The organism is Microbacterium sp. NPDC058389 (assembly GCF_042722305.1).
Taxonomy (GTDB): Bacteria; Actinomycetota; Actinomycetes; order Actinomycetales; family Microbacteriaceae; genus Microbacterium.
In genome coordinates this window covers 25,658-44,106 of record NZ_JBHXJQ010000023.1, presented here as the reverse complement: position 1 = coordinate 44,106, position 18,449 = coordinate 25,658, and the positions used below count along the sequence as shown (strand labels likewise).

Here is an 18,449-nt window from a genome sequence, read left to right as displayed (position 1 = left end):
CTACAGGCTCTGCGCGGGGTCGCTGAGCCTGTCGAAGCGCGGCGTCAGACGCCGACGTGCTTCTGGTACCGGATGATCGCCGCGAACTCGTCCACGACGAGGCTCGCACCGCCCACCAGGGCGCCGTCGACATCGGGTTCGCGCATGAAGCTGGCGATGTTCGCCGACTTCACCGAGCCGCCGTACAGCACGCGCGTGCGAGCGGCCGCGTCAGCGCCGAGCTTCGCGGCGATGACCTCGCGGAGCGCGGCACACACTTCCTGTGCCTGCTCGGGCGACGCCACCTGGCCGGTGCCGATCGCCCAGACCGGTTCGTACGCGACGACGATCTCGGCGTCAGCGGACAGGCCCTGGAGGGCGACCTCGAGCTGCTCGACAGAGACCGCGGTCGGTCCGGACGCCTCGCGCTGCTCGAGCGTCTCGCCGACGCAGATCACGGGGACGAGCCCGTGCTTGATCGCCGCCTTGACCTTCGACGCCACGATCTCGTCGGTCTCGGCGTGGTACTGCCGACGCTCGGAGTGACCGATGATCACGTACCGCGCATCGAGCTTCGCCAGGAACGCGCCCGACACCTCGCCCGTGTAGGCGCCCGCGTCGTGCGCCGACACGTCCTGCGCGCCGAGGGCGAACGGGATCTTGTCGGCGTCGAGGAGCGTCTGCACGGTGCGCAGGTCGGTGAACGGCGGGAAGACCGCCACCTCGACCGAGCCGTCCTCGTGCTTGGCGTCCTTGAGCGTCCAGTGCAGCTTCTGCACGAACGCGACCGCCTGCAGGTGGTCGAGGTTCATCTTCCAGTTGCCCGCGATGAGCGGGGTGCGGCTGTTCACTGCCATCCGAGGACCTCCAGTCCGGGGAGCTTCTTGCCCTCGAGGAACTCGAGGCTCGCGCCGCCACCCGTCGAGATGTGACCGAACTGATCGTCGGCGAATCCGAGCTGACGCACCGCCGCGGCGGAATCGCCGCCGCCGACGACCGACAGGCCCTCGACCGCGGTGAGCGCCCTGGCGACCGCCTTGGTGCCGGCGGCGAACGCGGGCATCTCGAACACGCCCATCGGGCCGTTCCAGAACACGGTCGTCGAGGAGCGGATCGCCGCGGCGAACAGCTCCGCCGTCTGCGGTCCGATGTCCAGGCCCAGCCCGTCCGCACCGAACGGCGTGTCCTCCAGCGCATCCGCCGGGGCGACGACATGGTCGGCGTCCGCGGCGAACGCCGAGGCCATGACTGCGTCGACAGGGAGGATCAGCTCGACGCCGCGCTCCGCGGCATCCGCGATGTAGCCCTTAACGGTGTCGATCTGGTCGACCTCGAGGAGGCTCTTGCCGACCTTGTGGCCCTGCGCCGCGAGAAACGTGAACAGCATGCCGCCGCCCACGAGGATCTTGTCGGCGCGCGGCAGCAGGTGCGCGATGACACCGAGCTTGTCGCTGACCTTCGAACCGCCGAGGACGACCGCGTAGGGGCGCTCGGGGTTCTCGGTGAGGCGGTCGAGGACGTCGACCTCCTTCTCGATCAGGTAGCCCGCGGCCGACGGCAGGATCTCGGCGAGGTCGTAGACCGACGCCTGCTTGCGGTGCACGACGCCGAAGCCGTCCGAGACGAGCACGTCGCCCAGGGCGGCGAGCTCCTCTGCGAACGCGCGACGCGTCGCGTCGTCCTTGGAGGTCTCGCCCGCGTTGAAGCGGAGGTTCTCGATGACCGTGACGTCGCCGTCTTCGAGGGCGGCGACGGCCTCCCGGGCCGACTCCCCCACGGTGTCGCGGGCGAACGCCACCGGCTTGCCGAGCAGCTCCGACAGCCGCTGCGCGACCGGCTCGAGGCTGTACTTCGCGTCGGGCGCGCCATCGGGACGCCCGAGGTGCGAGCAGACGATGACGCGGGCGCCCTGGTTGATCAGAGCGTTGAGCGTGGGGAGCGTGGCCCGCACACGGCCATCGTCCGTGATGACCGCGTCCTGGAGAGGAACGTTGAGGTCAGCACGGACGATGACGCGCTTGCCGGCCAGCGGACCCAGAGTGCTGAGGGTGCGCAGAGCCATGGCGAGGGGTTACAGGCGCTCGGCGACGTACTCGGTCAGGTCGACGAGGCGGTTCGAGTAGCCCCACTCGTTGTCGTACCAGCTCGAGACCTTGACGAGGTTGCCGCTGACGTTGGTCAGGCCGGCGTCGAAGATCGACGAGTGCGGGTCGAGCTGGATGTCGCTCGAGACGATCGCGTCCTCGTTGTACTTGAGGTAGCCCGCGAGGCGCCCGTCGGCCGCAGCAGCCGCGTACGCGGCGTTGACGGCCTCCTTGGTGAGGCCCTCGGTGTTCGTGACGATCGTGAGATCGACGATCGAGCCCGTGGGGACCGGGACGCGGTACGACGAGCCGCTCAGCTTGCCGTTGAGCTCGGGCAGGACCAGGCCGATCGCCTTGGCGGCACCGGTCGAGGCCGGGACGATGTTGATCGCCGCGGCGCGGGCGCGGTGCAGGTCGCTGTGCGGGCCGTCCTGCAGGTTCTGGTCGGCCGTGTAGGCGTGCGCGGTCATCATGAAGCCGCGCTCGATGCCGAACGCGTCGTTGAAGACCTTGGCCAGCGGCGCGAGGCAGTTCGTGGTGCACGACGCGTTCGAGATGATGTTCATCGTCGCCGCGTCGTAGGTGTCCTCGTTCACGCCCATGACGAACGTGCCGTCGACATCGGTGCCGGGGGCAGAGATGATGACCTTCTTGGCACCGCCGTCGAGGTGCTTCTTGGCGTCGACCGCCTTGGTGAAGCGGCCCGTCGACTCGATGACGACGTCGACCCCGAGCTCGCCCCACGGCAGGTTCGCCGGGTCGCGCTCTTCGAAGACCTTGATGGCCTTGCCGTTGACGGTGATCGAGTCCTCGTCGTACGAGACCTCGGCGTCGAGGCGCCCGCCGACCGAGTCGTACTTGAGCAGGTGCGCAAGCGTCTTGTTGTCGGTGAGGTCGTTCACCGCCACGATTTCGAGGTCCGCACCCTGCGCGAGAGCCGCGCGGAGGAAGTTGCGTCCGATCCGGCCGAAGCCGTTGATGCCGATCTTGACAGTCACGGAGTTTCTCCTGAGATGTGTCGTGCGCGAATGCGCGGTTGTTGCGATGCAGACAGAGACAACGGCGTCCCAGCGGGGCGACCTGCTGGGACGCCGCGCTTGCTATGACAGTACCAGCAGGCCCGAGGTCTTCTCACGGGCCGCGTCGAGACGCTGGGCGACGTTCTGCCAGTTGGCGATGTTCCAGACGGCCTTGACGTAGTCGGCCTTGACGTTCAGGTAGTCGAGGTAGAAGGCGTGCTCCCACATGTCGAGCTGGAAGAGCGGGATCGTGCCCTGCGCGGTGTTGCCCTGCTGGTCGAACAGCTGCTGGATGATGAGCTGCTCTCCGATCGGGTCCCAGCTGAGCACGGCCCAGCCCGAGCCCTGGATCCCGTTCGCGGCGGCGGTGAAGTGCGCCTGGAACTTGTCGAAGCCGCCGAAGAACTCGTCGATGGCGGCGCGCAGCTCGCCCTCGGGCTCTCCGCCGCCCTCGGGCGAGAGGTTGGTCCAGAAGATGGAGTGGTTGACGTGTCCGCCGAGGTGGAACGCGAGGTCCTTCTCGAGCTTGTTCACGTTCGCGAGGTTGCCGGACTCGCGGGCCTCGGCGAGCTGCTCGAGCGCGGTGTTCGCCCCGGTGACGTACGCCTGGTGGTGCTTGTCGTGATGCAGCTGCATGATCTTGCCGCTGATGTGCGGCTCGAGCGCGGCGTAGTCGTAGGGGAGGTCGGGCAAGGTGTACTTCGCCATGTTCTCTTCTTCCTGTCGGCGCGCGCCGTGAAGACCTCGGCGCAGCGAGGGTGACACTTCATCCTACTGAGCGGCAACGCGTCGGGGCGGGGGTTGCTTCCCACTGTGACGGGTGCTCCGGCATGCGAGAAGGGGATGCCGCGAGCCGCGGCATCCCCTTCTCACATGGTCTCGCTGTCAGTCCTCGATGCCGGCGGGCACGGCGGACTCGGTGCCCGGCAGACCCTCGGTCTCGGCCTTCTTGTCGGCCATCGCGAGGAGGCGGCGGATGCGGCCGGCGACGGCGTCCTTGGTGAGGGGCGGGTCGGCGTGGTGACCGAGCTCGTCGAGGCTCGCGTCGCGGTGCGCGAGGCGCAGCTCGCCGGCCTGACGGAGGTGTCCGGGCACGTCGTCGCCGAGGATCTCGAGCGCGCGCTCGACGCGCGCGCAGGCGGCGACGGCGGCCTGGGCCGAACGGCGCAGGTTCGCGTCGTCGAAGTTGACGAGGCGGTTGACGCCGGCGCGGACCTCGCGGCGCTGACGCATCTGATCCCACTCGGCGGCGGCCTTGACGGCGCCCATGGCTGCCAGGGCGGCGCGGATCGCCTCGCCTTCGCGGACGACGACGCGCGGGATGCCGCGCACCTCGCGCGCCTTGCCGGCGATGTCGAGCCGGTGGGCGGCCCCGACGAGCGCCATGGCGGCCTCGGAGGACGGGCAGGTGATCTCCAGCGCGGCCGAGCGGCCCGGGTCGCTGAGGGTGCCGGCGGCGAGGAACGCACCGCGCCAGATGGCGGCGAGGTCGCCGCGCGACCCGGTGGTGAGCTTGTTGGGGAGCCCTCGCACGGGACGGCGACGCTGATCGAGCAGCCCCGTCTGGCGCGCCAGGGTCTCGCCGCCCTCGATCACGCGCACGGCGTAGTGACCGCCGGCGCGGGCGCCGGAACCCTGCACGTGCACGAGCTCGGGACGCACGCCGTACAGCTCGACGAGGTCGCGCGCGGTGCGGCGGGCCAGCACGCTGGAGTCCAGCTCGGCCTCGACCGCGACGCGGTTGGCGATGGAGTGCAGCCCGCCCGAGAACCGCAGCAGCGACGTGAGCTCGGCCACCCGCGCCGTCGGGCGCGGGTCGCGCACGGTGATCAGCTCGGCCTTCACGTCAGCGGTCAGCGACACGGGTCTCCTTCTGGTTGGTTCGGGAACGACGGTCCAGCCTACTCGGCCGGATCGCTCCGCGCCCCGCGTCGGCTCACTCGCGGCCGAGGTCGCGGTCGCTCAGACGCACCGCGACGCCGGGCACGGACGCCAGTCGCTCGGCCAGCTCGCGCACCATGACGACCGACCGGTGCTTGCCGCCGGTGCAGCCGACGGCCACGACGGAATGACTCTTGTTCTCGCGCTGATAGCCCTCCAGCACGGGCCGCAGCGCCTGCGTGTACGCGTCGAGGAACTCGAGCGCACCTTCCTGGGCGAGGACGTACTCGCGCACCTCCGGGTCCTCGCCGGTGAAGGGGCGCAGCCGCTCGTCCCAGAACGGATTGGGCAGGAACCTCATGTCGGCGACCAGGTCGGCGTCCGGCGGCAGCCCGTACTTGAACCCGAAGCTCAGCAGCGTGAGCGTGTGGCGCGCGGCGCCGATCTCGGTGAACAGGTCGGTGACCTGCGTCGCGAGCTGGTGGATGTTGTACGACGACGTGTCGATGATGACGTCGGCGCTCTCACGCGCCGCGGCGAGGCGATCACGCTCGAGACGGATCCCGTCGAGGATCGTGCCTCCGCCCTGCAACGGGTGCGGGCGGCGCACCGCTTCGAAGCGCCGCACCAGCACCTCGTCCGACGCGTCGAGGAACATCAGCCGGATCTGGCGTCGCTCACGGAGGGCGCGCATCGCCTCCGGCAGGTCGGCGAACAGGTCGCGGCCGCGCACGTCGACGACGACCGCGACCCGCGGCAGCACTCCCCCGGCCATCTCGGTGAGGTCGAGCAGCGGCTTGAGCATCTGCGGCGGCAGGTTGTCGACGACATACCAGCCGAGGTCCTCGAGCGCGTTGGCCGCCGTCGAGCGGCCGGCACCCGACATCCCGGTCACGATCAGCACTTCGCCGGCTGCCTCGTGCCGTGTCGCCTCGGTCATGACCACCCCCGTCGTCGAGCCCAGCCTACCCATCCACGGGTGCGGCGAGATGCGCGTACACGGCGGCGGCGAGCTTCGGGCCGACGCCCGGCAGCTCCGCGATCTCGTCGGGCGTCGCCTTCTTCAGCGCCGCCACGGACCCGAAGTGGCGCAGCAGCGCCTTGATGCGGGCCTCGCCGAGCCCCGGCACCTCGGCGAGCACGCTCTGGATGTCACGGCGCCGACGACGGCGCTGGTGGGTGATCGCGAACCGGTGCGCCTCGTCGCGCAGCCGCTGCAGCAGGTACAGCGCCTCGGACGTGCGCGGCAGGATCACCGGGTACTCCTCGTCCGGCAGCCACACCTCTTCCAGCCGCTTGGCGATGCCGCACAGCGCGACCTCCTCATGGCCGGCGTCGCGCAGTGCGCGGGCCGCGGCCGCGACCTGCGGCTGCCCGCCGTCGACCACCAGCAGCTGGGGCCGGTACGCGAACCGCGGCTTGCGCCGTTCGGTCACGACCTCGCCGTCCGCCGTCGCATCCGGTGCGGCATCCACCTCGTTCTCCTCCGGACGATCGAGGTACGCCAGTCGCCGGGTCAGCACCTGGTACAGCGAGTCGGTGTCGTCGGTGGTCTCGGCGACGCCGAACGAGCGGTACTGGTCCTTGCGGGGCAGGCCGTCCTCGAACACCACCATCGACGCGACGACGTTCGTGCCGCTCAGGTGCGAGACGTCGTAGCACTCGATGCGCAGCGGCGCCTCAGCCAGCCCCAGCGCCTCCTGCAGATCCGTGAGCGCCTGCGTGCGCGCCACGTAGTCGCTCGTGCGCCGCGTCTTGTGCAGCATGAGTGCCTGCTGCGCGTTGAGGCTCGCCGTGCGCATGAGATCTGCCTTCGCCCCGCGCTGCGCGACCTGGATCGTCACGTTCTTGCCGCGGCGCTCGCGCAGCCACTCCTCGAGATCGGCGGCGTCGTCGGGCATCGCCGGGACGAGCACCTGCTTCGGGATGTCGGCTGCGGCCGCGTTGCCGTAGGTGCGCTGCAGCACCTGGTCGACGAGGTCGCCGCCGGTGATGTCGATCTCCTTCTCGATCGTCGTCGCCCGCACACCGCGCACACGCCCGCCACGGATCACGAAGTGCTGCACCGTGGCGGCCAGCTCGTCCTCCGCGATGCCGAACAGGTCGGCGTCGGTGTCGGCGGCGAGCACCAGCGCGCTCTTGTTGAGCACGGCGTCGATCGACTGCAGCTTGTCGCGGTAGCCCGCGGCCGCCTCGTAGTCCATGGCGGCGGATGCCTCCCGCATGCGCGCGGTGAGCGCCCGCGTGAAGCGCTGGTCGCCACCGGACATGAACGCGATGAAGTCCTCGACGATCGCGCGGTGCTCCTCGATCGTGACCTTCATCGAGCACGGGCCGCCGCAGCGTCCGATCTGCCCGGGGAAGCACGGCCGCCCGGTCGCCATCGCCTTCTTGTAGGACGAGTCGCTGCAGGTGCGGATCGGGAACACCTTGATCATGAGGTCGATCGTGTCGTGCACCGCCCACACCTTGGGGTACGGGCCGAAGTACTTCGCCCCCGGGATGCGGCGGTTGCGCGTGACGATCACGCGGGGCGCCTCGTCGGCGAGGGTGATCGCCATGAACGGGTACGACTTGTCGTCCTTGTAGCGGACGTTGAAGGGCGGGTCGAACTCCTTGATCCACTGGTACTCGAGCTGCAGCGAGTCCACGTCGGTGGCGACGACCGTCCACTCCACCGACGACGCCGTCGTCACCATGCGACGTGTGCGTTCGTGGAGGGTGTGCAGCGGCGCGAAGTAGTTCGACAGTCGCGCGCGCAGGTTCTTCGCCTTGCCGACGTACAGCACGCGGCCGTCCGCGTCGCGGAACCGGTACACCCCGGGGTTGGTGGGGATCTCCCCCGGCTTCGGCTTGTACGGGACGGTGGGGGCGGAGCGTGCCATGCCGCTCAGCCGGCCTTGCGGGCCCCGACGAGCTCGGGGACCACGTGCGTCGGAGCGTGCAGCCCGAGGACCTCGGCGAGGAACGCGCCGGTGTGGCTGCCCTCGGCTCGGGCGACCTGCTCGGGCGTGCCTGTCGCGATGACCTGCCCGCCGCCCGAGCCGCCCTCGGGGCCGAGGTCGATGACCCAGTCCGACGACTTGATCACGTCGAGGTTGTGCTCGATCACGATCACGGTGTTGCCCTTGTCGACGAGGCCGTTCAGCACTTCGAGGAGCTTGCGGACGTCCTCGAAGTGCAGGCCCGTCGTCGGCTCGTCCAGCACGTAGATGGAGCGGCCGTTCGTGCGCCGCTGCAGCTCCGTCGCCAGCTTGACGCGCTGCGCCTCGCCGCCGGAGAGGGTCGTCGCCGACTGCCCCAGCCGCACGTAGCCGAGGCCCACGTCGACGAGGGTCTTGAGGTAGCGGTGGATCGCCTGGATCGGCTCGAAGAACTCGGCCGCCTCGGCGATCGGCATCTCGAGCACCTCGGCGATGTTCTTGCCCTTGTAGTGCACTGCCAGCGTGTCGCGGTTGTACCGCTTGCCGTGGCACACCTCGCAGTCGACATACACATCGGGCAGGAAGTTCATCTCGATCTTGATCGTGCCGTCGCCCGAGCACGCCTCGCAGCGGCCGCCCTTGACGTTGAAGCTGAAGCGCCCCGGCTGGTAGCCGCGCACCTTGGCCTCGGGCGTCTCGCTGAAGAGCGTCCGGATGCGGTCGAACACCCCCGTGTAGGTCGCCGGGTTCGACCGCGGCGTGCGGCCGATGGGCGCCTGATCGACGTGCACGACCTTGTCGAGGTTCTCCAGGCCGGTCACGCGCGTGTGCTTGCCGGCGACGCGACGCGCGCCGTTCAGACGCGTGGCGAGGACCTGGTACAGGATGCCGTTGACCAGCGACGACTTGCCCGACCCGCTCACTCCCGTGACCGCGGTCAGCACCCCGAGCGGGAAGTCCACGGTGACGTTCTTGAGGTTGTTCTCGCGCGCGCCGACGACCGTCACCTGCCGCTTCTTGTCGATCTTGCGACGCTTCTTCGGCGTGGCGATGGCGCGGCGGCCCGAGAGGTAGTCGCCCGTGATCGACTCCGTGTCGGCGAGCAGCTCGCCGACCGGGCCGGAGTGCACGACCTCGCCGCCGTTGACGCCGGCACCGGGGCCGATGTCGACGACCCAGTCCGCGGCGTGGATTGTCTCTTCGTCGTGCTCGACCACGATGAGCGTGTTGCCCAGGTCGCGCAGCGCCACGAGCGTCTCGATGAGACGCCGGTTGTCGCGCTGGTGCAGGCCGATCGACGGCTCGTCCAGCACGTACAGGACGCCGGTGAGGCCGGAGCCGATCTGCGTCGCGAGGCGGATGCGCTGCGCCTCACCGCCGGAGAGGGTCGCCGCGGCGCGGCTGAGGCTCAGGTAGTCCAGTCCCACCCGGATCAGGAAGTCCAGGCGCAGACGGATCTCGCGCAGCACCGCCGCCGCGATCGTCGCCTCGCGGTCGGTCAGGGTCAGCTTGGCGAAGTACTCGCGGGCCTCGCCGAGGCTCAGGCGGGAGGCATCCGCGATCGAGTGGCCGTGCACGAGCACCGCGAGCACCTCGGGCTTCAGCCGATCGCCGTCGCACACCGGGCACGGCACCTCGCGGAGGTACTCGGACCACCGCTGGCGCTGCGTGTCGGACTCGGCCTGCGTGTACTGGCGCTCGATGTACGGCACGACGCCCTCGAAGCCCGACGAGTAGCGCATCTCACGGCCGTAGCGGTTCTTCCACCGCACCGTGACCTTGTAGTTCTCGCCGCGCAGCACCGCCTCGCGGACCGAGGAATGCAGATCCTTCCAGGGCGTGTCGAGCGAGAAGTCGAGATCGGTCGCGAGGCCCTCGAGCAGGCGCTCGTAGTACTGGAAGAGGCCCTTGCCCTGTGTCGTCCACGGGATGATGACGCCCTCGCGGATCGAGAGGTCCTCGTCGCCGAGCATCAGGTCGACGTCGACCGACATGCGTGTGCCGAGGCCGGAGCAGGCAGGGCAGGCGCCGAACGGCGCGTTGAACGAGAACGTGCGGGGCTCGATCTCGGTCAGCTGCAGCGGATGCCCGTTCGGGCACGCCAGCTTCTCGGAGAACGACTGCCACGCGGCATCCCCCTCCTCGTCGACGAAGTTGACCTGCACCACGCCGCCGGCCAGCGACAGGGCGGTCTCGACCGAGTCGGTGACGCGGTCGAGGATGCCGGGCGCGGCGACCAGACGGTCGACGACGACCGCGATGTCGTGCTTGTAGCTCTTCTTGAGCGCCGGCGGCTCGGCGAGCTGGATCAGCTCGCCGTCGACGATCGCACGCGCGTAGCCCTTGGCGCCGAGCTCCTTGAAGAGGTCGACGAACTCGCCCTTCTTCTGCGTGACGACGGGTGCGACGACCTGATAGCGGGTGCGCTCGGGCAGGTCGATGAGCTGGTCGGCGATCTGCTGCACCGTCTGGCGCTGGATCGTCTCACCGCACTCGGGGCAATGGGGCACGCCGATGCGGGCCCACAGCAGGCGCATGTAGTCGTGGATCTCGGTGATCGTGCCGACCGTCGAGCGCGGGTTGCGGTTGGTCGACTTCTGGTCGATCGACACCGCCGGGCTGAGCCCCTCGATGAAGTCGACGTCCGGGCGATCGACCTGACCGAGGAACTGACGGGCGTAGGCGCTCAGCGACTCGACGTAGCGACGCTGGCCCTCGGCGAAGATCGTGTCGAACGCGAGGCTCGACTTGCCCGAACCGGACAGACCGGTGAAGACGACGAGCGAGTCGCGCGGGATGTCGAGGTCGACGTCCTTCAGGTTGTGCACGCGGGCACCGCGGACACTGAGCTTCCCGCTGGTGCCGAGGGCGGTTCCGGGGGTGCTTCCGGTCAGATTTCCGGGCAGGGCGACAGGGACGATGGGCACCCGACAAGTCTAGGCGGGGCCTCCGACACTTCGGCCCGGCTCAGCGCATCGCATCGGTTCCGGATCGTCCTGCCTGTGCGCTGGGAGCGACGGAGGCCCCGGAATCCGCCCGGCGGAGCGCGTACAGCCCGAACCCCACCGCCACGACGAGGACCGCCGCGCCGGCGAGTGCCGCCCAAGAGATGCCCGCTCCTGTCTCGGGCGTCGTGAGCACCGCGATCCCGAAGGCGAGCGCCTGTGCAACCAGCTGGACCGCGATGAACCGGCGCAGCGTCGGCGCCAGCGCACGCACCGAGATCCACGACAGCGCGGGGACGGTCCAGGTCAGCGATGCGAGCACGTGGATCGCGTGCACGACGAGCACGGCGATCGCGGTCTGCGCGGGCTGCGGGTCGGCGAACACCATCCCGAGCCCGACGCAGGCTCCCCCGATCCAGCCGCCCAGGGAGCGCGGGACGACAGCGCCGATCACGGCGGCGACGACAGCGACACCACGCCACAGCGGCACGGGGACGAGGCTCCACGCGCCTGCCACGGTGACCGCGACCAGCAGCACGCGCAGCAGCACCGCGGGCACGCCGGCGCGCACGCGGAAGGCGTGGGACCGCCGGGTCATCGCCGCACCGCCCGGAGCCGGCGCTGACCGCGCGCCGCGACCCGCAGCGCGGAGTCCGGCGCGCCCGCCGCCCACGGCACGACGTCGATCCCCGTCGCCCGCAGCTCGGCGAACACATCCTCGCGCTCGGCAAGGAGGGTGCGCATCGCGAGCAGCTGTTCCCGGCTCAGGCGCTCCGCGTGCGGCACGGGGAGCACGTCGACGGCGACCACGGCGTGGCCCGCGGCGCGCCAATGGGTGGCGAGCTCGGCGGCGGCGCCGTCGAAGAACGTCGACAGCACGAAGACGATGGAGCCGTGCGCGATCACCGGCGCCCGGCGGTACCGCACCTCGATGTCACTCGTGCCGGTCGCGGCGATGACGTCCCGCAGGCGCGCCAGCTGGCGGGCGCCGGCGCCCGCGCGCACCGTCCTCCCGTCGGGGGCGAGCACGTGGTAGGCGACGCGGTCCCCCGCTTGCACGGCGGACGTCGCGATCGACAACGCGGCCTGGCGGGCGAGGTCGAGCGACGTCACGCCGCTGTGCTCGGGATCGTCGGTGCCCCACGTGACGACCGCCTCGCCGAGGTCGTCGGCGGTGTCGATCGCGATGACGACGGTGCTGTCGCTGAGCGCCTGGGTTCGGCGCACCAGCAGGTCGCCCGGGCGCCGTGCCAACCGCGCGGTGGCCCGCCAGTCGACGCGCCGCAGCTCGTCGCCCGGCGCGAACGGGTGGATGTCGCGGAAGTCGCCGCCCTGCCCCGGGCGTGCGCCCTCGTGTCCGCCGTGCAGGCCGGTGAGCCGCAGTGCCACCGGCAGCTGCTGCAGCGGGACCGTCTCGGGCACGGCGTTCCACCGGAGCACGGTACGCGGGCCGACCTCGGTGATCCATGCACCGTCGAGATCGACCCCGCGCGCCGTCACCGCGATCAGCTCGGCCGGCCCCGTGTGCCGCAGCCGACTGCGCGTGCGCACCCTCGCGGCGCCGGGATCGGCGTCGGCCAGACCCGTGCGGAGCCCGCCCTGGTCGACGGCCAGCTGCACCCAGTCCGCGGGCAGTACGGCATCCACCTCGCCGACCACCGCGCCGTCCTGGAGAGCGTCCGACGCGGCGCGCGCCGACACCGTGAGGCGCAGGATGCCGGCGGCCGGGCGCCGCGCGAGCGCCCACGCCGTCGCGAGGGCGAGCGGAAGTCCGACCGCCACGAGGTCCGGCCGCGAGAACGCCACCCCCGCCGCCGCGAGCAGCACGGCGCCGGCCAGGCCCAACGCCGTGACCGGCGTGCGCTGCCAGCGCACCGGCGTCTCGGTGGTCGTGCGGACGTCCTCCGTCATCGCGGCTGCGCGACGGTGGGCGGGACGGGCACCTGCGCGACCACCGCCGACACCACCGATGCCGGATCGACACCCTGTGCCCACGCCTGCGGCGTCAGAGTGAGTCGGTGCGCGAGCACGGGGACCGCGAGGTGCTTGATGTCGTCGGGGCGCACGTAGTCCCGCCCGTCGAGCGCCGCATACGCCCGGCCCAGCAGGACGAGGGCCTGCGAACCGCGCGGCGAGGCTCCCACGGCGACATGCTGCGCCGAACGGGTCGCTCGGGCCAGATCCGTGCAGTAGCGCGCGATGTCGGGGTCGACGTGGATGGTCTCCACCGTGTGCTGCAGCTGCAGCAGGCCGTCCGCGTCGAGGACCTGCGCGACGACGGCATCCGGGCTCTGACGGCGGATGCGATCGAGGATGATCCGCGTCTCGCCCTCTGCGGTCGGATAGCCGACCGACAGCCGCACCATGAACCGGTCCAGCTGCGCCTCGGGGAGGGCGTACGTGCCCTCGTACTCGATCGGGTTGGACGTGGCGATCACGTGGAACGGCGCCGGCAGCGGGAAGCGCACCCCCTCGACGGTCACCTGACGCTCGGCCATCGCCTCGAGCATCGCCGACTGCGTCTTCGGCGTCGTGCGGTTGATCTCGTCCGCCAGCAGCAGCCCCGCGAAGATCGGGCCCGGTCGGAAGAGGAACTCCCCCGTGTCGGGCGCATAGACGTACGAGCCGGTGACGTCGCCCGGCAGCATGTCGGGCGTGCACTGCAGCCGCCGGAAGTCGAGCCCGAGCGCGGTCGCGAGGCTCCGGGCGGCAAGCGTCTTGCCCAGACCGGGCACGTCCTCGAACAGCACATGCCCGCCCGCGAGCACCGCCGCCAGCGCGATCGTGAGGGGATCGTCCATCCCGACGATCGCAGTGCGCACGCTGTCGAGGACGCGGCGCCCGAGATCGGCGACGTCGTCGGCGGACGGGGTGGATCGGGTGGATTCCGGGTGCATCAGCGCTCCTGGTTCGTGGGGGACGGAAGGCGGTCGATCGCGGTCATGACGCGTTCGAGGTCGGCGCGCTGCACCACGGGGCGTGCGAAGACCTCGCGCACCCCGTCGCCGAGGAGCGCGTCGACGGCGGGACCCTGGTCGGGATCGTCGAGGTCCATCCCGAGGCGGGCGAGCCGGCGGCGCAGCACGCGCTCGACACGGCGCGCCACGACGAAGCCCGCCGCGCCCGTGCGGGAGTTGATGTTCCAGGCGAGCCGCGAGACCTCGGATCCGCGGGGCCGCCGCTCGGGACGCGGAGGTGGCCACGATTCGTCGTCGACCAGGCCTGCGCGGGACAGGAGTCCCACCGCGACGATCAGCAGCAGCCATGCGGCAGCGAAGGCCGCGGGCACGCCGAGCCCGTCCAGGAGGAACACGATCCCCGCAGCCGCCACGACGCCCAGCACGACGAGCAGGATCCGCTTCGCGCTCATCGCCACTCCTGTTCGATCCGCTCAAGCAGACGGCGCGCCTCGGCGCGATCAGCCTCTGAGGCGACGTACCCGCCGAAGCGCACGCGCTCGTACAGTGCGAGCAGCCGGCGCGCGTCCTCGTCGATGGCGGCACGGCGCACGACGATCCGCACGGCGAACTCCCCCGGCGTCTCGCTGACGCCCCGTGCGACTCCGGAGTCTGCGGCGGCCTCTTCGACCCCCACCCAGGCGGCGACGATCGCGTCGCGCGGAGCGGCCGGGACGTCGAGGTGACGCAGGGCCGCGGCGATCCCCCGCTGGATCACCTCCGCGTCGGGCTGCGCTTCGGTCGCGGCCGCGCCGATGGATGCGGCGGCGAGCACGGCCCCCTCGCGCACCTCGAACTCGCGGTTCTCCCAGGCCCGGCGCAGCGCCCGCACGACGGTGACGACGAAGAGCGCGAGCAGCGCCGCCGCCGCAAGCCCGAGCAGGACCAGGATCACGGTGCGCACGACACCCGGATCGGCATCGGCGGGCAGCTCGGGAAGCGGCTCGCCGGTCGCGCTCGCGGTCGGCTCCGGCACCGGCTCGGCCGTCGGTGTGGTCTGCGGAGGCGGAGCGGACCGGAACTGCGGAGTGCCCTGAACGCCTGCCAGCAGCATCAGGAGCGTGGCGACGGCCACGACGATCGCCCCCGCGACGAGCCCGCGCACGACGCTCCCTGTCCGCCCGGTGCGGGGACGGACGGCAGGTGTCATGACCCCACCCTAGAGCCCGCCGGTGACGCCGACGGGGCCTGCCGCATCCGTGGATGCCGCAGGCCCCGCCGCGTTCATGGTCCGGGCTACTTGACGACGACCGTCACGGTCCCGCTCGTCGACGGCTTGACCGTGTCGCTGCCGCCGTAGGCGACCGACAGCTTGTGCAGGCCCTTCGAGAGCTTCGGCAGCTTCACCTTGACCGTGCCCTTGCTCTTGTCGGTGAGCGTCGCCGTCGCGATCGCCGTGTCGCCGTCATAGACGGTGATCTCGCCGGTGACCTTGGTGAGCTTCTCGGCGAGGACGATCGTCGTGTACTGCACCGCCCCGTTGCCGCTCACGACGAGCTTGCTCGGGATTCCGATCGTGGTGCTGTCGGCCTTGTCGATCGTGATCGGGACGATGACCGTGGTGCCGGTCTGCGCCCCCGTGAGCGTCAGCTGCACCGTGCTGCCGAACTTCAGGGTCGCCGGCAGCTTCACCGAGACGGACGCCGTGCCGTAGTTGTCGTACACCTCGGTGCCGATCGTGTTGTCGACCGGGAACGAGCCGAGCGCGACGCCGTCGAGCGACACCGCGATCTGGGTGTCCTTGAGATCGGCGGCCGTCGACATAGCCCACGACTTCACCCCGAAGGCGACGGTCGCACCCGGGTCGTACGCGCTCGGCGCGTCCGCCGGGAACCCGACCTCGACGGCGTGCTGGGCGTAGTCGACAGGCAGCGGCGTCGACGCGGCGAAGGTGGCCATGTAGTCGACCATCGCGGAGAGGTCGACCTTGCCGGTGTCGCGCTTGCTCGTGCCGTTGGCCAGCTCGAAGAAGTTGTCGCCGCCCGTCGCGAGGAACGAGTTCACGGTGACCGAGTAGGTCGCCGCAGCGTCGATCGGCGTGCCGTTCAGCCACATTCCCGTCACGGTGCCCTTGGGCGCGGTGTACGAGATCGTGGACTCATCGACGTCGGGCGTCTTCGGGTCGTCCTTCTGGAACTCCGTCACGTCCTTCTGCGAGTACGTGTACGTGAAGCCGTCCGAGACGCCCAGGCGCAGGAACGGACGCGTGGCCAGCTTGTTGAGAGCATCGCGCTGCCACTGCTGCTCGAGCACGGTCTTGATCTGCGCGCCCGTGAGCTGCATGTTCACGAGGGTGTTCGCGAACGGCTGGACCACTGCCGCCTGCTGGTACGTCAGCGTCGCAGGGTAGCCGGCGGCGTTGCTGCCGACCATGTCCTGACGAAGACCACCGGGGTTCATGAACGCGATCTGCGCCGAACCCGACTCGGGCTGCTCGGTCGCCCAGCGCTGCACCTCGGCGACCACGTTGCCGAGGGTGGACTCGCCACCGCGGTTCTCGGTGGTGCCGTTCGCGAGCTTGGCGCGGTTGAACGGCCCGGCGATCTTGCCGAGCGGGACGGCGCCCAGCACCTCCGCCTGCTTCTTCGCGGCGTCCGCGATGGCCGCGACCTCCGGATCGGCCGGGTAGTCCGCGACCCACGTGGTCGTGCTGCCGACAGTGACCGAGTGCTCGAGGGCGAGGATCTTCTGCGTCTTGGCCGCGACGTTGCCGTTCTCGTCGACCGAGAAGATCAGCTGGTTGAGGTTCGTGCCGTACTGGCCGGCGGAGACGACCGGCCGGTCGGTGACCGCACGGCCCTGCCAGGCCGCCACGGGGAACGAGCAGTTGTACGCGAGGTGGGTGTGGCCCGACACGATCGCGTCGACGTCCGGCGAAACGTTGTTGATGATGTTCGCCCACGTCCCGGAGTCGTCCATCGTGGCGCAGTCCGTGGAAGGCGCGCCCTCGTGGACGAGCATGACGACCAGGTCGGCGCCGGAGGCGACGAGGTCGGCGGCCTCGGTGTTGACCGAGGTCACGATGTCCTCGACGGAGATGTCCGCGATGCCGCCGGGGCTCACAAGGGTCGGCAGGTCTTCGGTGACCGCGCCGACGAAGCCGACCTGCACGCCGCCGACGTCCTTGATCCACGTCGCCGGGACGGCCGGGTCGCCCGTCGCCTTCATCTTGAGGTTCGAGGCGATGTACTGCCACTGCGCGCCGCCGAACGGGTTCGTGGTGGCGTCGTAGGGCGCCATCACGCGGTTCACGAGGTCGCTGTAGCCCTGGTCGAGCTCATGGTTGCCCACGGCCGACACCTCGAGGCCGGCAGCGTTGAGCGCGTCGATGGTCGGCTTGTCGTGCTGGATGAACGACTCGAAAGTGGACGCGCCGATGAGGTCGCCCGCGGCGGCGAACACGGTGTTGGGGTTCGCGGCGCGCAGCTGCTTGACTGCACCGGCGAGCACGGCGGCACCGGCCTCGCCGTTGCTCGTGTTGTCGAGGATGCGACCGTGGAAGTCGTTGGTCGCGAGGATCTGGACGTCGGTCGTGGCGGCGTAGGCCGCGGGGACGACGAGGCCGCCGGTGGCCAGCGCGGCGACCGTGACGGCCGATGCGCCGAGCGCGAGGCGGCGGCGGGGAGATGGGGGTGCGGAACGCGGACCAGAGCGCATGGGTCGTGCTTCTTTCTCGTATGCGATGCATGACGGTGCGCCGGGGTCGGGCCGGGTTCGGGTGGACCTCGTCGCGCCGATTCCGAGACTAGGAGAATCCTGAGCATTCGCCTAGAGGCACGGTGAACGGTCCTGCAACGGTTCGGGAACGAGCGCCAAAGAGCGTCTGCTCAGCGCGCGCCTGAGAACGGCCGCAGGGCGTCACGCAGGGCGAACAGTGCGTCCGCATCGGTGCCGGCCGCCGCCATGACCTGGCCGGGCACCTCGAGCGCCCGCTCGCGCAAACGCCTGCCGGCGGCCGTGAGGCCGACGTCGAGCACCCGCTCGTCACCGTCGCGCCGCGCGCGGGTGACGAGGTCCTGCGCTTCGAGCCGCTTGACCAGCGGAGACAGCGTGGCGGGTTCGAGGGCGAGCTCGCCGGACAGCTCCCGCAGCGACCGCGGCGACTGCTCCCACAGTGCCAGCATCACGAGATACTGCGGGTGTGTGAGTCCCAAGGGCTCGAGGATCGGCCGGTACAGCCCCACGACGTTGCGGGCGGCCGTGACCAGGGCGAAGCACACCTGGTTGTCGAGCTGGAGCAGGTCGTCGGGGCTGAGTCCGGCGGCCGGGCTCACGCGCGCGGAGGCTCCGTGCGACGCGCCGGCGGCGGGTGAAGGGGGTGTGGGGACCGTCACACCGTGATCCTATCGTGCGCTAATCGTTAGTACACTAATGAACATGTCTGATGCGGATGCCACCCCCTCCGCCTCCCGTCCCCTCCGCGAGCGCGTGCGCGAGGCCGGCGGCTGGTACCTCTGGTTCAACACCAAGCTGATCCGCCTCGCCGGCCCCGCCGCCGTAGGCCCCTACGAGACGACTCCGCCGCCGACGGCGGCGGAGCGCGCCGAACGCGCCTGCCCGTTGTGCGGCGCACCCATCACGGAGCACACCTTCGACCGATCGGGCCCGAAGCCACTGATGCACTGCCCGTGATCCCCGGCGGAGTCCGGACGCACTCGTC

General features: G+C 70.6%; 16 protein-coding genes. 1 reads left to right on the top strand and 15 read right to left on the bottom strand.

All coding sequences use genetic code 11. From position 1 onward, the window contains the following. Window positions 1-44: 44 nt before the first annotated feature. From tpiA to ACFWJ8_RS20025, 15 genes are all read right to left on the bottom strand, one after another. Window positions 45-836 carry a triose-phosphate isomerase gene (gene tpiA / locus ACFWJ8_RS20095; RefSeq protein WP_378814883.1) on the bottom strand — a complete coding sequence of 264 codons (792 nt, stop codon included), beginning with the start codon at window positions 834-836 and terminating at the stop codon, window positions 45-47. Continuing rightward, window positions 827-2,041, bottom strand: a complete 1,215-nt coding sequence (locus ACFWJ8_RS20090; protein ID WP_378814881.1) for a phosphoglycerate kinase — start codon at window positions 2,039-2,041, stop codon at window positions 827-829. Before ACFWJ8_RS20090 ends, tpiA begins: the two co-directional genes overlap by 10 nt. Before the next feature lie 9 nt (window positions 2,042-2,050). After that, a complete protein-coding gene (gene gap / locus ACFWJ8_RS20085) occupies window positions 2,051-3,061 on the bottom strand; it encodes a type I glyceraldehyde-3-phosphate dehydrogenase (RefSeq protein WP_378814880.1) in 1,011 nt (336 codons plus the stop codon). A 102-nt stretch (window positions 3,062-3,163) separates the two neighbouring features. Continuing rightward, window positions 3,164-3,790, bottom strand: a complete 627-nt coding sequence (locus ACFWJ8_RS20080; protein ID WP_378814878.1) for a superoxide dismutase — start codon at window positions 3,788-3,790, stop codon at window positions 3,164-3,166. A 177-nt stretch (window positions 3,791-3,967) separates the two neighbouring features. Next, window positions 3,968-4,945, bottom strand: coding sequence for a DNA-binding protein WhiA (gene whiA, locus ACFWJ8_RS20075; protein WP_378814877.1), 978 nt, complete (start codon window positions 4,943-4,945; stop codon window positions 3,968-3,970). A 73-nt stretch (window positions 4,946-5,018) separates the two neighbouring features. Continuing rightward, window positions 5,019-5,903 carry an RNase adapter RapZ gene (gene rapZ, locus ACFWJ8_RS20070; protein ID WP_378814875.1) on the bottom strand — a complete coding sequence of 295 codons (885 nt, stop codon included), beginning with the start codon at window positions 5,901-5,903 and terminating at the stop codon, window positions 5,019-5,021. A 25-nt stretch (window positions 5,904-5,928) separates the two neighbouring features. Further along, on the bottom strand, window positions 5,929-7,848 hold the full coding sequence (uvrC, locus tag ACFWJ8_RS20065) for an excinuclease ABC subunit UvrC (RefSeq protein WP_378814873.1): 1,920 nt from the start codon (window positions 7,846-7,848) through the stop codon (window positions 5,929-5,931). Window positions 7,849-7,853: 5 nt separating this feature from the next. Beyond that, window positions 7,854-10,793 carry an excinuclease ABC subunit UvrA gene (gene uvrA, locus ACFWJ8_RS20060; protein ID WP_378814888.1) on the bottom strand — a complete coding sequence of 980 codons (2,940 nt, stop codon included), beginning with the start codon at window positions 10,791-10,793 and terminating at the stop codon, window positions 7,854-7,856. Between the two features lie 61 nt (window positions 10,794-10,854). After that, a complete protein-coding gene (locus ACFWJ8_RS20055; RefSeq protein WP_378814871.1) occupies window positions 10,855-11,430 on the bottom strand; it encodes a hypothetical protein in 576 nt (191 codons plus the stop codon). Then, on the bottom strand, window positions 11,427-12,743 hold the full coding sequence (locus ACFWJ8_RS20050) for a DUF58 domain-containing protein (protein ID WP_378814869.1): 1,317 nt from the start codon (window positions 12,741-12,743) through the stop codon (window positions 11,427-11,429). The genes ACFWJ8_RS20055 and ACFWJ8_RS20050 overlap by 4 nt, the downstream gene beginning before the upstream one ends. Then, window positions 12,740-13,729 carry an AAA family ATPase gene (locus ACFWJ8_RS20045; RefSeq protein ID WP_378814867.1) on the bottom strand — a complete coding sequence of 330 codons (990 nt, stop codon included), beginning with the start codon at window positions 13,727-13,729 and terminating at the stop codon, window positions 12,740-12,742. Before ACFWJ8_RS20045 ends, ACFWJ8_RS20050 begins: the two co-directional genes overlap by 4 nt. Further along, complete coding sequence (locus ACFWJ8_RS20040; protein ID WP_378814865.1) at window positions 13,729-14,202, bottom strand: hypothetical protein; 474 nt, start codon at window positions 14,200-14,202, stop codon at window positions 13,729-13,731. Before ACFWJ8_RS20040 ends, ACFWJ8_RS20045 begins: the two co-directional genes overlap by 1 nt. Further along, window positions 14,199-14,939: a DUF4129 domain-containing protein gene (locus ACFWJ8_RS20035; protein WP_378814863.1), complete on the bottom strand. Its 741-nt coding sequence runs from the start codon at window positions 14,937-14,939 to the stop codon at window positions 14,199-14,201. Before ACFWJ8_RS20035 ends, ACFWJ8_RS20040 begins: the two co-directional genes overlap by 4 nt. An 86-nt stretch (window positions 14,940-15,025) precedes the next feature. Beyond that, window positions 15,026-17,446 (bottom strand): 5'-nucleotidase C-terminal domain-containing protein, encoded by a 2,421-nt coding sequence (locus tag ACFWJ8_RS20030; RefSeq protein WP_378814861.1) that lies wholly within the window; start codon window positions 17,444-17,446, stop codon window positions 15,026-15,028. A gap of 170 nt (window positions 17,447-17,616) precedes the next feature. Beyond that, window positions 17,617-18,063, bottom strand: a complete 447-nt coding sequence (locus tag ACFWJ8_RS20025; protein ID WP_378814887.1) for a MarR family winged helix-turn-helix transcriptional regulator — start codon at window positions 18,061-18,063, stop codon at window positions 17,617-17,619. A gap of 97 nt (window positions 18,064-18,160) precedes the next feature. Here ACFWJ8_RS20025 and ACFWJ8_RS20020 point away from each other — a divergent pair, with 97 nt between their 5' ends. After that, window positions 18,161-18,421, top strand: coding sequence for a hypothetical protein (locus ACFWJ8_RS20020; protein WP_378814860.1), 261 nt, complete (start codon window positions 18,161-18,163; stop codon window positions 18,419-18,421). The last annotated feature ends 28 nt before the right edge of the window (window positions 18,422-18,449 follow it).

Coding starts and splice junctions, on each gene's coding strand:
- tpiA (WP_378814883.1), bottom strand. CDS start 836: ATGGCAGTGAACAGCCGCACCCCGCTCATCGCGGGCAACTGGAAGATG.
- ACFWJ8_RS20090 (WP_378814881.1), bottom strand. CDS start 2,041: ATGGCTCTGCGCACCCTCAGCACTCTGGGTCCGCTGGCCGGCAAGCGC.
- ACFWJ8_RS20080 (WP_378814878.1), bottom strand. CDS start 3,790: ATGGCGAAGTACACCTTGCCCGACCTCCCCTACGACTACGCCGCGCTC.
- rapZ (WP_378814875.1), bottom strand. CDS start 5,903: ATGACCGAGGCGACACGGCACGAGGCAGCCGGCGAAGTGCTGATCGTG.
- uvrC (WP_378814873.1), bottom strand. CDS start 7,848: ATGGCACGCTCCGCCCCCACCGTCCCGTACAAGCCGAAGCCGGGGGAG.
- ACFWJ8_RS20055 (WP_378814871.1), bottom strand. CDS start 11,430: ATGACCCGGCGGTCCCACGCCTTCCGCGTGCGCGCCGGCGTGCCCGCG.
- ACFWJ8_RS20050 (WP_378814869.1), bottom strand. CDS start 12,743: ATGACGGAGGACGTCCGCACGACCACCGAGACGCCGGTGCGCTGGCAG.
- ACFWJ8_RS20045 (WP_378814867.1), bottom strand. CDS start 13,729: ATGCACCCGGAATCCACCCGATCCACCCCGTCCGCCGACGACGTCGCC.
- ACFWJ8_RS20040 (WP_378814865.1), bottom strand. CDS start 14,202: ATGAGCGCGAAGCGGATCCTGCTCGTCGTGCTGGGCGTCGTGGCGGCT.
- ACFWJ8_RS20035 (WP_378814863.1), bottom strand. CDS start 14,939: ATGACACCTGCCGTCCGTCCCCGCACCGGGCGGACAGGGAGCGTCGTG.
- ACFWJ8_RS20030 (WP_378814861.1), bottom strand. CDS start 17,446: ATGCGCTCTGGTCCGCGTTCCGCACCCCCATCTCCCCGCCGCCGCCTC.
- ACFWJ8_RS20020 (WP_378814860.1), top strand. CDS start 18,161: ATGAACATGTCTGATGCGGATGCCACCCCCTCCGCCTCCCGTCCCCTC.